This is a genomic window from Stenotrophomonas testudinis (assembly GCF_024499815.1).
Classification (GTDB): Bacteria; Pseudomonadota; Gammaproteobacteria; order Xanthomonadales; family Xanthomonadaceae; genus Stenotrophomonas.
This window is the reverse complement of the sequence record NZ_JAMOKY010000061.1, coordinates 1-12,629: the sequence shown is the minus strand read 5'-3', so window position 1 is coordinate 12,629 and position 12,629 is coordinate 1. Positions and strand designations below refer to the sequence as shown.

At 68.2% G+C, this 12,629-nt stretch carries 11 protein-coding genes and 1 tRNA gene; 8 read left to right on the top strand and 4 right to left on the bottom strand.

The window, feature by feature from the left end; genetic code table 11:
• Positions 1-184 precede the first annotated feature (184 nt).
• The 4 genes from ppk2 to hemA all read right to left on the bottom strand — a co-directional run bounded on the left by ppk2 (position 185) and on the right by hemA (position 5,081).
• Positions 185-967, bottom strand: a complete 783-nt coding sequence (ppk2, locus tag NQ204_RS19060) for a polyphosphate kinase 2 (RefSeq protein WP_256644660.1) — start codon at positions 965-967, stop codon at positions 185-187.
• A gap of 62 nt (positions 968-1,029) precedes the next feature.
• On the bottom strand, positions 1,030-2,733 hold the full coding sequence (locus NQ204_RS19055) for an O-linked N-acetylglucosamine transferase, SPINDLY family protein (RefSeq protein WP_256644659.1): 1,704 nt from the start codon (positions 2,731-2,733) through the stop codon (positions 1,030-1,032).
• Positions 2,734-2,737: 4 nt separating this feature from the next.
• Entirely contained in the window at positions 2,738-3,820 is a 1,083-nt protein-coding gene (gene prfA / locus NQ204_RS19050) for a peptide chain release factor 1 (protein ID WP_108767836.1), read from the bottom strand.
• Positions 3,798-5,081, bottom strand: coding sequence for a glutamyl-tRNA reductase (hemA, locus tag NQ204_RS19045; protein WP_108767837.1), 1,284 nt, complete (start codon positions 5,079-5,081; stop codon positions 3,798-3,800). Before hemA ends, prfA begins: the two co-directional genes overlap by 23 nt.
• A gap of 63 nt (positions 5,082-5,144) precedes the next feature.
• On the opposite strand from hemA, the gene NQ204_RS19040 reads away from it, so the two are divergent.
• The 8 genes from NQ204_RS19040 to ychF all read left to right on the top strand — a co-directional run bounded on the left by NQ204_RS19040 (position 5,145) and on the right by ychF (position 12,085).
• Positions 5,145-6,830: a tetratricopeptide repeat protein gene (locus tag NQ204_RS19040; protein WP_256644658.1), complete on the top strand. Its 1,686-nt coding sequence runs from the start codon at positions 5,145-5,147 to the stop codon at positions 6,828-6,830.
• The gene (gene lolB / locus NQ204_RS19035; RefSeq protein ID WP_256644657.1) at positions 6,827-7,486 is read left to right on the top strand and encodes a lipoprotein insertase outer membrane protein LolB; all 660 of its coding nucleotides are present in this window, start codon (positions 6,827-6,829) and stop codon (positions 7,484-7,486) included. Before NQ204_RS19040 ends, lolB begins: the two co-directional genes overlap by 4 nt.
• Positions 7,483-8,352 (top strand): 4-(cytidine 5'-diphospho)-2-C-methyl-D-erythritol kinase, encoded by an 870-nt coding sequence (gene ispE / locus NQ204_RS19030; protein ID WP_116863888.1) that lies wholly within the window; start codon positions 7,483-7,485, stop codon positions 8,350-8,352. Before lolB ends, ispE begins: the two co-directional genes overlap by 4 nt.
• An 11-nt stretch (positions 8,353-8,363) precedes the next feature.
• Positions 8,364-8,440: transfer RNA gene (locus NQ204_RS19025), tRNA-Gln, on the top strand.
• Between the two features lie 137 nt (positions 8,441-8,577).
• Positions 8,578-9,537 (top strand): ribose-phosphate diphosphokinase, encoded by a 960-nt coding sequence (locus NQ204_RS19020; protein ID WP_116863896.1) that lies wholly within the window; start codon positions 8,578-8,580, stop codon positions 9,535-9,537.
• Positions 9,538-9,647: 110 nt separating this feature from the next.
• On the top strand, positions 9,648-10,265 hold the full coding sequence (locus tag NQ204_RS19015; protein WP_108767841.1) for a 50S ribosomal protein L25/general stress protein Ctc: 618 nt from the start codon (positions 9,648-9,650) through the stop codon (positions 10,263-10,265).
• Positions 10,266-10,313: 48 nt separating this feature from the next.
• Positions 10,314-10,892 (top strand): aminoacyl-tRNA hydrolase, encoded by a 579-nt coding sequence (gene pth / locus NQ204_RS19010; protein ID WP_256644656.1) that lies wholly within the window; start codon positions 10,314-10,316, stop codon positions 10,890-10,892.
• Between the two features lie 101 nt (positions 10,893-10,993).
• Entirely contained in the window at positions 10,994-12,085 is a 1,092-nt protein-coding gene (gene ychF, locus NQ204_RS19005) for a redox-regulated ATPase YchF (RefSeq protein WP_079220741.1), read from the top strand.
• Positions 12,086-12,629: the final 544 nt, after the last annotated feature.

Below are 12,629 nucleotides of genomic sequence, written 5' to 3'. Positions count from 1 at the left end.
CACTGTGGGTTTGCGGGGTGTGAGCCGCATGGATGCGGCGACCAAGCCCCCATGGATGGGTTCACGGCGTCCCCGCACACCCACAGCGCCCCGCCATCCCACGGAATGCCGCTCCTGATCTTGAGGTTGCCGGCAAGCGGCCGGCACTACCGCAGGTGCAGGGCGCAGCCCTGCCGAACCACCCCTAATCCTTGACCGGGAAATCCTCGATCGGCCGCAGCACGTCGTAGTGCTCCACATGCAGCTTGCCCTTCAACTTCGGCAGATCCAGCACCGGTTCATCCACCCGCGTATCCGGCAGCCGGTCCAGCAGATTGCGCACCAGCGACAACCGCCCCATCCGCTGGTCGTTGAAATCCACCAGCGTCCACGGCGCCGCATCGCGATGCGTGGCCCGCAGCATCGCCTCGCGTGCCTCGGTGTAGGCGCTGTACTTGCTGCGTGACTTCAGATCCACCGGCGACAGCTTCCAGCCCTTCAGCGGATCGCTGTGGCGCTCCTCGAAGCGCTTTTCCTGCTGCGCCTGATCCACGCACAGCCAGTACTTGAACAGCAGGATGCCGTCATCCACCAGCAGCTGCTCGAACACCGGTGCCTGGTGCAGGAACTGCTGGTACTCGGTCTCGCTGCAGTAGCCCATCACCCGTTCCACGCCGGCGCGGTTGTACCAGCTGCGGTCCATCAGCACGATCTCGCCCGCCGCCGGCAGGTGGCTGGCGTAGCGCTGGAAATACCACTGCGTCGATTCGCGGTCGGTCGGCTTCGGCAACGCCACCACCCGGCATTGGCGCGGGTTGAGATGCTGGCTGATGGCCTGGATCGCGCCGCCCTTGCCGGCGGTATCGCGGCCCTCGAACAGCACCAGCAGGCGTTGCCCGCTGTGCTGCACCCAGCGCGCCATCGCGGTCAGCTCCAGCTGCAGCGGCTGCAGCAGTTCGTCGTACTCCTTGCGCTTGAGCTTGCCCATCGTTGCACCACGCTGGAAGGAAGCCCGAGCGTAGCGCAGTGGTTGCCGAGGCGGTGTCGACGCTACCCGGCTGCGTCTACCCAGCCGTGTTCGCGCGCCAATGCCTGCAGCAGGGCCGACAGATCCGCGGCGAAACCGGCCATGTCGAACACGCCGCTGCGCCCGCGCGCCTGTGCCAGCTCGGTGCGCAGCGCGGCCAGGGCCGTCGGGTCGTTGCCCAGGGCGCTGGCGGTGGCGATGAAGGCGGCATCGTCGGCTACGTTCATGTGCGGCAGGCCGAGGTGATGGTTGAGGCTGCCGGCCACGCGCGCGGCGAAGGTGTCGCCGGGGCAGGTCAGCACCGGGCAGCCGGCCCACAGCGCATCGGAGGCGGTGGTGTGGGCGTTGTAAGGGTGTGTGTCCAGGAACAGGTCGGCCAGCGCATAGCGGGCGAGGTACTGCGGGTGCGGCAGCTTGGCCATGAACACCAGCCTTGCCGGATCCACGCCGGCCGCCTGTGCCGACGCACGCAGGCGTGCATCGGCCTCGCCCGGGCCGGATAGCAGCCACAGCACGCTGCCCGGCACCGCCTGCAGTACCGCGAAGGCGCGGGCCATGCTGCGCGGGTTGAGCTTGTAGCTGTTGTTGAAGCAGCAGAACACCACGCCCTGCGCAGGCAGGCCGCAGTCGGCGCGGGTCGGTGCAGGTTCCAGCACGCGGGTGTTGTCGGACGGCTGGAAGGCGCGCGGCAGGCGCAGCACGCGTTCGCTGTAATGCGGTTCCAGTGCCGGCGGCAGGGCGAAGGCATCGCCGACCACCGCATCCAGCCACGGTGCGCCGGATGTGCCGGGGTAGGCCAGCCAGTTCAGCTGCAGCGGGGCAGGGCGCATGGCCAGCACCTCGGGCGCGCCGCCACCGCCCCAGCCACGCAGGTCGAACAGTAGGTCGATGCCCTGCGCGCGGATCCGTGCAGCGGTCTCGGCATGGCGTTGGCCGGCCACGTCGTGCAGGCGCGCCGCGGTCTGCAGGCGCTCACGGATGCGGCTGCCGTCATCGCGGTTCAGCGCAAACAGGTGCAGCTGCAGTGCCGGGTCGGCCTGCAGCTGCTCCAGCAGGGCCACGGTCAGCAGCCCGGTGGGGTGCGCACCGAATCCATTGGAAAGGAAGCCGATGCGCAGCGGGCCACGTGCACGCACCGGCACCGCCGGCAGCGGGCGCACGGCCGCGGCCACCGCAGCGGCACGCATGCGGGCGCAGGCCAGTTGCTCGGCGGCGCTGGCGTCCTCGCTGAGGAAGGCGAACGGCTCGACCACGCCCTGGCCAGCAGCAACGGCGGCACGCACCTGTGCGGCCAGCGCGTCCACGTCCTGCCAGTCGCACAGGCGGCGCTGCCAGGCCAGGCGCTGCGCGGCGATATACGGTTCGCCGGGCAGCAGCGTGTGCGCGCGGCGATAGGCTTCGGCGGCACCTTCGGCATCGTCGGCATCTTCCAGCGCGTGGCCCAGCCACAGGGCGATGCCCGGGTGTTCCGGTGCCAGCGCGGAGGCCTGGCCGAGCAGCTGTGCCGCATCGGCGTGGGCGCCGACCATCCACGCCACCCGGCCAAGCCGGGCCAGGGCTTCGGGATGGTTCGGCCGCAGCTGCAGGGCGCGCCGCGCCGCCTGTTCGCCGGCTGCGATGTCACCGGCTTCCAGTTCAACATCGGCCAGCATCACCCAGGCGATGAAATCACCGGGCTGGCGTGCCAGCGCCTGCTGCAGTTGCTGTCGTTGCTGCCAGGCCGACATCGGCTCAGCCCGCCGACAGCTGGGCCAGCGCGTCGACCTGGTGCTCGTGGCTCAGGCGCTGCAGCAGGGCGTCGAGGTCGCCGGACAGGACGTTGGGCAGGTCGTACAGGGTCAGCCCTTCCACGCGATGGTCGGTGATCCGGCCCTGCGGGAAGTTGTAGGTGCGGATCCGCTGGCTGCGGTCGCCGCTGCCCACCTGCAGGCGCCGCGATTCGGCCTGCGCCGCGTCCTGGCGCTGGCGCTCGGCATCCAGCAGCTGCGCCTTCAGCCGCTTCATCGCCTTGTCGCGGTTCGCGTGCTGGCTGCGCTCGGTCTGGCATTCCACCACGACGCCGGTCGGCACGTGGGTAATGCGGATGGCCGATTCGGTCTTGTTGACGTGCTGGCCGCCGGCGCCGGACGAGCGGTAGGTATCCACCCTGAGGTCGGCCGGGTTGATGACGATGTCATCGACCTCGTCGGCTTCGGGAATGATCGCCACGGTCGCCGCCGAGGTGTGGATGCGGCCCTGCGATTCGGTGGCCGGCACGCGCTGCACGCGGTGCGTGCCCGATTCGAACTTCAGGCGCGAGAACGCGCCGCGGCCGACCACGCGTGCCACCACTTCCTTGTAGCCGCCGTGTTCGCCGGGGCTGTCCGATTCGATCTCGACCTTCCAGCCCTGGCGCTCGGCATAGCGGGCGTACATGCGGAACAGGTCGCCGGCGAAGATCGCCGCTTCGTCGCCGCCGGTACCGGCACGCACTTCCAGGAACAGGTTGCCCTCGTCGCGCGGGTCGCGCGGTACCAGCAGCAGGGCCAGTTCCTGTTCCAGCTCCTGCAGGCGGGCCTGGGCGGCAGCGATCTCCTCGTCGGCCAGCTCGCGCAGGTCGGGGTCGGCGCGCATGCCTTCGGCGGCGGCGAGGTCCGCCTTGGCACGGGCTTCGTCGGCCAGGGCAGTGGCGACCGGTTCAAGTTGGGCGAATTCGCGCGAAAGATCGCGGAAACGGTTGTTGTCGGCGACCACGTCGGGTTCGGCGAGCAGGCGTTCCAGTTCTTCGCGGCGCTCGGCCAGCGCTTCCAGCTTACGGCGCAGGGTCGGCGTCATCGGGTCTCACGGGTGGGTGGCGGTAGCCCGGCGTGGCCGGGAACAGGCGCTCGGCGGCGCGGGTCAGGTCGGCGTCGCCACTGAGCGCGGCCGCGCGCAGGGCGGCGGTCGGCGGGTGCAGCAGGCGGTTGGTCAGGCCATGGGCCAGCAGTTCCAGCACTTCGTCGGCGGGCTTGCCATTGGCCAGCTGCTGCCGCGCACGCTCCAGCAGCTCGGCGCGGGTGGCCTCGCCGAAGGCGCGCAGCTGCCGCAGGGGCGCCTGGTGGGCACTGGCCTGCAGAGTTTCGACGAAGCGCGAGACCTGCAGGTCGATGATCGCCTCTGCCTCGGCGGCCGCCTCGCGACGGCCGCGGCGGTTGTCTTCCACCGCGCGCTCAAGGTCATCGACGGTGTACAGGAAGGCATCGTTGAGCGTGCCGACCTCGGCCTCGATGTCGCGCGGCACGGCCAGGTCGAACAGCAGCATCGGCTTGTGCCGGCGCGCGCGCAGGGCCTTGGCCACCATCTCGCGGTGGATGACCGGTTCGCGCGCGGCGGTGGCCGAGAACACCACGTCGGCCTCGGCCAGATGGCGTTCCAGCTCGGTCAGCGGCAGCGCCACGCCGCCGTGGCGGGTGGCCAGTTCCTGCGCATGGGCCAGGGTACGGTTGGCAATCAGCAGGCGGCGCACCTTGCCTTCGCTCAGGTGCCGTGCAGCCAGCTCGATGGTCTCGCCGGCACCGACCAGCAGCACCGTGGAATCATCCAGGCGGGCGAACGCGTTCTGCGCCAAGCGCACCGCGGCCGAGGCGACCGAGACTGGATTGGCGCCGACCTGGGTATCGGTGCGCGCACGCTTGGCCACCGAGAAGGTCTGCTGGAACAGCCGGTCCAGGCGTTGCCCGAGCAGGCCGTGATCGCGCGCGGTGGACCAGGCATCCTTCACCTGGCCCAGGATCTGCGGCTCGCCCAGCACCATTGAATCCAGGCCGGTGGCGACCCGGAACAGATGGCGCACCGCATCGGCGTCGGCATGCTGGTACAGGTAGCCCTGCAGGTCGCCGGCCTGGCTGTGCAGCCACTGGTCCAGCGCCTGCGGCGAATCGGCCACCGCGTACAGCTCGGTACGGTTGCAGGTGGAAAGCAGGACCGCCTCGGCGATCTGCGGGGTATCGCGCAGCGAACCGAGCGCGCGCGGCAGCGCGTCACCGGCGAAGGCCGCGCGTTCGCGCAGCTCTACCGGTGCGGTCTGGTGATTCAGTCCGAGCACCCACAGGGTCATTGTTCAGTTGCTTGCGATAAGCTGCTGGCCATTGGACGACATTTTAAGGCCCCGATGCCGACGATGCCCGCATTGATTCGCATCCCCAGTGTTCTGCTGCTGTCCCTGGCCTTCAGCCAGGTGCTGGCGGCGGCGCCGGCCAAGGCCCCCGCACGGGGCCCGGCCAGCGAGGAACTGGCCCTGGAACCGGTGATGGCCGGTGAATTCGCCCTGCAGGCCGGCAAGCTGGCGGACGCCGCGCACTGGTACCTGCAGGCGGCCGAGCAGACCGCCGGCGATGCCGGGCTGGCCGAGCGGGCCACCCGCATCTCCATGCTGGCCAACGACGACGCCAGCGCCGCCAAGGGCCTCGCCCTGTGGGAGAAGCGCGCCCCCGGCTCGCTGTCCATGCGCAGTGCCGCCGGTGCGCTGGCGATGCGCCAGGGCAACGTGAAGGCCGCGCGCACCGAGCTGCAGGCCCTGTTGGCCGACCCCGACGATCGCGGCTGGAAGTTCGCGCTGGCCGCCCTGATGGGCGGTGGCCGCGACCCGGCCGTGCCGGCGCAGGTGCTGGGCGAGCTGGTCGATGCCAATGCCATTCCGCCGAAGATCGAGGCCTGGCAGGAATTCGGCCGGCTGGCCCTGCGCATGGAAAAGCCCGAGCTGGCCCGGCGCATGATCGACGAAGTGGTGAAGCGCTTCCCGGACGAGCCGCGGGTAGCCCTGCTGCGTGCCAGCCAACTGCAGCAGGCCGGGCAGACCGCGCAGGCGCTGGCGCTGCTGCAGGGGGTCGAGCCGAAGACCCGGCAGGACCCGGAGCTGCGCAACGCCGTGGCCATCGCCTATGACAGCCTGGGCCAGCCGGCCGCCGCCGAGCGGGTGCTGGCCGTCGGCCCGCAGAACGTGCAGACCTGGGGCATGCGCGCCTCGCTGCTGGCCAAGCAGGGCGACACCGCCGCACTGTCGGGCCTCTACAACGAGCTCTCGCGGCAGGCCGCCAAGCCGGACCCGGCGCAGCGCCTGCTGCTGGGCAAGATCGCCGAGTACCTCAAGCGCTACCCCGAGGCGGTGAACTGGTACCACAGCGTGCCGGGCGGCGACGAACTGAACGAGGCGCGCCTGCGCGCGGCCAATGCGCAGGGCCTGGCCGGCCGGCAGGCGCTGGCGTTGGACGAGGTGCATGCCATCCAGTCCGATGCCATGGTCGATGACGACGTGCGCCGCGATGCCTACCTGCTGGAAGCCGAGCTGCGCCAGCGCGCCGACGACCTGCCGGGCGAACTGGATGCGCTGGCCCGTGGCCTGGCGGCCTATCCGGACGAGAACGGCCTGCTGTACGCCCGCGCCCTGGCCTGGGAGCGGCGTGATGACATCGCCCGCGCCGAGGCCGACCTGCGCAAGGTGCTGGTGACCGATCCGGAGAACGTGCCGGCGCTGAACGCGCTGGGCTACACCCTGGCCGACCGCACCAAGCGCTACCAGGAAGCTCTGGAACTGATCGACCGCGCGCGGGTGGCCGAGCCGGACAACCCGGCCATCGTCGACAGCTACGGCTGGGTGCTGTATCGCCTGGGCCGCAACGACGAAGCCCTGGTGCAGCTGCGCCGTGCCTGGACGCTGTCCCGCGACCCGGAGATCGCCGCCCACGTGGGCGAGGTGCTGTGGGTGCTCGGCAGGCACGACGAGGCCCGCCACTTCTTCGAGGAAGCGGCCAAGCTCGACCCTGAAAACCGCGCGCTGCTGCGCGCCCGCGAGAAATTCAATCCATGAGTGTTTCCATGATCCGGCCGCTGCTGCTGGTGGCCGTGACCCTGGCGGTGAGCGCCTGTACCAGCGTGGGCACGCAGAAGACGCCGGCTCCGGACGTGGTCTATACCGTGTCGCCGGCCGCCGAGCGCGCCGAGGAAGCCCGCGTGCAGGCGCTGCGCGCGCAGCCTGATTACAGCTTCCATGGCCGGGTCGCGGTCAGCAAGGGAAAGAATGGTGGCAGCGGCCGCATCGACTGGGTCCAGCAGGGCAGCGAATACCGCATCCAGCTGAGTGCGCCTGTCACCCGCCAGAGCTGGACCCTGCAGGGGGATTCGGTACAGGGCGGGGCACGCCTGGAGGGGCTCGGTGATGGCCCGCGCGCCGGCGATGACGCCCGCCAGCTGCTGCTGGATGCCACCGGCTGGGATATCCCGGTCAATGAACTGTCCGACTGGACCCGTGGCCTGGTGCTGCGCGGTTCCGGCGAGAGCAGCGTGGAGCGCGATGCCGAAGGCCGCCCGCGGCGCATGCAGCAGGCCGGCTGGCTGATCCAGTACCTGGACTGGTATCCGGCCCAGGAAGGAAGCCCGGCCCTGCCGCGGCGCATCGAGGCCACCAGCCGCGAGGACGCCAAGGTGCGCCTGCTGGTCGACCAGTGGGGCACCGACGCGCCATGACCGCGCAGATTGACGCCGATGGCTGGTCCTGGTGGCCGGCCCCGGCCAAGCTGAACCTGTTCCTGCACATCACCGGCCGCCGCGCCGATGGCTACCATGAGCTGCAGACCGTGTTCCGCCTGCTGGACTGGGGCGACCGCATCGGCCTGCGCCTGCGCGACGATGGCCAGGTGCGACGGCAGGGCGAGGGCCTGGCCGGTGTTGCCGAGGCCGATGATCTGGCGGTGCGTGCGGCCAGGTTGCTGCAATCGGCTGCCAACATCGGTCAGGGTGCAGATATCGTCGTTGAAAAGCATGTTCCGGCGGGTGGCGGCTTCGGCGGTGGCTCGTCCGATGCGGCCACCGTGCTGGTGGTGCTGAACCGGCTCTGGCAGGCCGGCCTGGACGAGGAGGCGCTGGCTGCACTGGGCCTGCGCCTGGGCGCCGATGTGCCGGTCTTCGTGCGCGGCCACAACGCCTGGGCCGAGGGCGTGGGCGAGCGCCTGCAGCCGGTGGCCCTGCCGCCGGCCTGGTATGTGATTGCCGAGCCGGGCGTTCATGTCCCCACCCCGGCGCTGTTCGCTGACCCGGATTTGACGCGCGACTGCCCACAGGCGAAAATAGACGACTTCGCTTCCGGCGCTCTGGTCGGAAACGTGTTCGAGCCGGTGCTGCGCCGCCGCGAGCCTGCCGTCGAGGCGGTGCTTGCCGCGTTGAGCAGCATAGGCCAGGCACGTTTGACCGGGTCCGGAAGTGGTTGTTTCGTCGAGTTCGATTCGCAGGCTGCCGCAGAGCAGGGGCGAGCGGAGTTGCCGAAGGAGTTGCGGGCAAGGGTGGCCGCGGGCGTTGCACGTTCGCCACTGCTGGATGCACTCGAGCAACACTGATTCATCAATGCAGGGGCGTCGCCAAGAGGCCCAAGGCACCAGGTTTTGATCCTGGCATTCGGAGGTTCGAATCCTCCCGCCCCTGCCAATGCGGCTGCGTCCGCGCCATCCAGCGCATCACTGCGCGGGACGTGGAAACAGCCGCGGTGTTGTAAGCAGCAGGGGCCGCAGCGGTCCTTGCCGCTACCGGATCCCCGCCACTCGTCCCCGCCCGAGACAATCATGATGCAAGAGTCCCCGAACCTGCTGGTATTTTCCGGCAACGCCAACAAACGTCTGGCGCAGAACATCTGCAAGGAACTGGGAGTCCGCCCGGGCAAGGCACTGGTCTCGCACTTCTCCGATGGTGAAGTGCAGGTCGAGATCGAAGAAAACGTCCGCAAGCAGGACGTCTTCGTGATCCAGCCGACCTCGGCGCCGAGCGCGGAAAACCTGATGGAACTGCTGGTCCTGATCGACGCGCTCAAGCGCGCATCGGTGGCCAGCGTGACCGCCGTGGTGCCGTACTTCGGCTACTCGCGCCAGGATCGCCGCATGCGTTCCTCGCGCGTGCCGATCACCGCCAAGCTGGCGGCCAAGATGTTCAGCACCGCTGGCGCTGATCGCGTGCTGACCGTCGACCTGCACGCCGACCAGATCCAGGGCTTCTTCGATATCCCGGTGGACAACGTGTATGCGTCCCCGCTGCTGCTGGCCGACATCTGGCGCGCCTACGGCACCGAGAACCTGATCGTCGTCTCGCCGGACGTGGGCGGCGTGGTCCGCGCCCGTGCGGTGGCCAAGCGCCTGGATGACGCCGACCTGGCGATCATCGACAAGCGCCGCCCGCGTGCCAACGTCTCCACCGTGATGAACATCATCGGTGACGTCGAAGGCAAGACTTGCGTCATGGTCGATGACATCGTCGATACCGCCGGCACCCTGTGCGCCGCTGCCGCTGCCCTCAAGGCGCGCGGTGCGCTCAAGGTCGCCGCCTACTGCACCCACGCGGTGCTGTCGGGCCCGGCGGTGGACAACATCACCAATTCCCAGCTCGACGAGCTGGTGGTGACCGACACCATCCCGCTGAAGGACGCAGCGCGGGTGTGCAACAAGATCCGCCAGCTGAGCGTGGCGGAAATGCTGGCCGAAACGATGCGCCGCATCGCTTTCGGCGAATCGGTCAGCTCGCTGTACGTCGACTGATTTTTTCGTCCCTGCCGGCAACGGTAGGGACACCCCCCAGGTGCTTCTGGTCGCGGAAGCATCTTCAATCGCCGAGCCGCAAGGCAAGGCAACAACCTGAGTAGTCGAAAATGTCGAAGACCCATGAAATCAAGGTCACCAAGCGTGAACTGCAGCGTAAGGGTGCGAGCCGCCGCCTGCGTCACGCTGGTGTGATCCCGGCCATCGTGTACGGCGGCACCGCCGAGCCGGTCGCCATCAGCCTGGACCACAACGAAATCTGGCTGGCCCAGCAGAACGAGTGGTTCTACGCCTCCATCCTGGACCTGAACCTGGATGGCAAGGTCGAGCGCGTGCTGCTGCGTGACATGCAGCGCCACCCGTACAAGCAGCTGATCATGCACCTGGACTTCCTGCGCGTGAACGAGAACGAAGCCCTGACCGCTTCGGTTCCGCTGCACTTCATCAACGAAGACACCTCGCCGGCTGGCAAGGCTGCCGACGTCGTGGTCACCCACGAACTGAAGGAAGTCACCATCAGCTGCCTGCCGAAGGACCTGCCGGAGTCGATCGAAGTCGACCTGGGCGCCCTGAATGCTGGCGACGTGGTGTACCTGTCCAACATCAAGCTGCCGAAGGGCGTGGAAATCCCGGCCCTGGCGCTGGGCAAGGACCACGACGACGCCATCGTCACCGCCAAGCACGGCAAGGAAGACGCTGCCGACGCTGAAGCTCCGGCTGCCGAGTAATACCGTAGCGGTGCCTGCCTCCGGGCAGGCACCGTTCTGGAAGGAACCATGGCAGGACTGCGACTGATCGTCGGTCTGGGCAATCCCGGATCGGAACACGCCCGGACCCGGCACAATGCCGGGTTTCATTTCGTTGAGGCCCTGGCTGAAAAAGCCGGTGCACGCTGGAATGTGGACAGCAAGCTGTTCGGCGAGACCGCCAAGGTCGAGATCGCCGGGCAGACCGTGTGGCTGCTGAAGCCGGCCACCTTCATGAACCTCAGCGGCAAGTCGGTCACCGCCGCACAGCGGTTCTGGAAGATCGAGCCGGAGGAAACCCTGCTGGCCCACGACGAACTGGACCTGCCGCCCGGCGTGGTACGGCTGAAGTTCGACGGCGGCCACGGCGGCCAGAACGGCCTGCGTGACACCATGCGCCTGCTCGGCCACGGCAAGTTCCATCGCCTGCGCGTGGGCATCGGCCATCCCGGCCACAAGGACCGCGTGGTGGGTTGGGTGCTCGGCCGTCCGTCCAAGGACGACGACGTGCTGATCGCCCGCGCCATCGACGACGCCATCGACGTGCTGCCGCTGGCGGTACAGGGCGATTTCAACGAAGCAATGAAGCGGCTGCACACCCCGAAGTAACCGGTCCGGTACCGACCGTTGGTCGGTACGGAGAATGATTGGAAAAGCAGCGCCCACCTCGCTGCTTCCCCAATCACTTTCACCCCAGAGAGCTGTCACCCATGGGTATCAAATGCGGCATCGTCGGCCTGCCCAACGTCGGCAAGTCGACCCTGTTCAACGCGCTGACCAAGGCGGGCATCGCCGCGGCGAACTTCCCGTTCTGCACCATCGAACCGAACGTCGGCATCGTGCCGGTGCCGGACCCGCGCCTGGGTGAGCTGGCGGCGATCATCAACCCGCAGAAGGTCATCCCGACCGCGGTGGAGTTCGTCGACATCGCCGGCCTGGTGGCCGGTGCAGCGAGCGGCGAAGGCCTGGGCAACAAGTTCCTGGCGCACATCCGCGAAGTCGATGCGATCACCCACGTGGTGCGCTGCTTCGAGAACGCCGACGTCATCCACGTCAACAACAAGGTCGACCCGATCTCGGACATCGAAACCATCGATACCGAACTGGCCCTGGCCGACCTGGACAGCGTCGAGAAGGCACTGAACCGCGCCGAGCGCGCCGCCAAGGGTGGCGACAAGGAAGCGGCCGCGCGCAAGCCGGTGCTGGCCAAGTTGCAGGCTGCCCTGGCCGACGGCAAGTCCGGTCGCTCGGTCGGCCTGGACGAGGAAGAGAAGGCGCTGGTCCGTGACCTGTTCCTGCTGACCCTGAAGCCGGTGATGTACATCGCCAACGTGTTGGAAGACGGCTTCGAGAACAACCCGCACCTGGACGCCGTGCGCGCCCATGCCGCCGCCGAAGGCGCGCAGGTGGTGCCGGTGTCGGCCGCGATCGAAGAAGAGCTGTCCCAGCTCGACGACGAAGACCGCGACACCTTCCTGGCCGATCTCGGCCTGAGCGAGCCGGGCCTGAACCGCGTGATCAACGCGGCCTACAGCCTGCTGGGCCTGCAGACCTATTTCACCGCTGGCGTGAAGGAAGTCCGTGCGTGGACCGTACGCAAGGGCGCCACCGCCCCGCAGGCCGCCGCGGTCATCCACACCGACTTCGAGAAGGGCTTCATCCGCGCTGAAACCATCGCGTATGACGACTTCATCAAGTACAAGGGCGAAGCCGGCGCGAAGGAAGCCGGTCGCCTGCGCCTGGAAGGCAAGGAATACCGCGTGCAGGAAGGCGACGTGCTGCACTTCCGCTTCAACGTCTGATCCCGCTGCAACGGATCGACCCCGGACGCCCCGCCTCGAGCGGGGCGTTCGCGTTTCCGGCATCGGTTTGTGCGCTGGACAAAAAATGACCACGCTTCGAAACGCCTGCCGCGCAACGTTCGCACACACTTGTCCACACCAAACCCCCACCGCTTTCCACGCGCGGTGTGGAAAACCGCGGGGTCAGATCCCTTTCCACGGAAAAGCGCTCCGACGCCGATCAGTGCAGCCACGCCGTGGACAAAATTTCACCACGCGTGGAAACGCCTGTGGCGTAACGCTCGCACCCACTTGTCCACATCAAGTTCCCATCGCTCTCCACGTCCCGTGTGGAAAACAACCGGGGCCGTGGACAAAAAACCACCACGCCCGGAAACGCCTGCGGCGCAATGCTCGCGCCCACTTGTCCACACCAATTTCCCATCGCTTTCCACGTGCGGTGTGCATAAACAACAAGGCCCGCCAATGGCGTAATGCTGTTCACTTAAGCAGCTGGGCCAATCAGAATCCGATGCCAGTCTTCTGGCATCGGATTTTTTGTGTC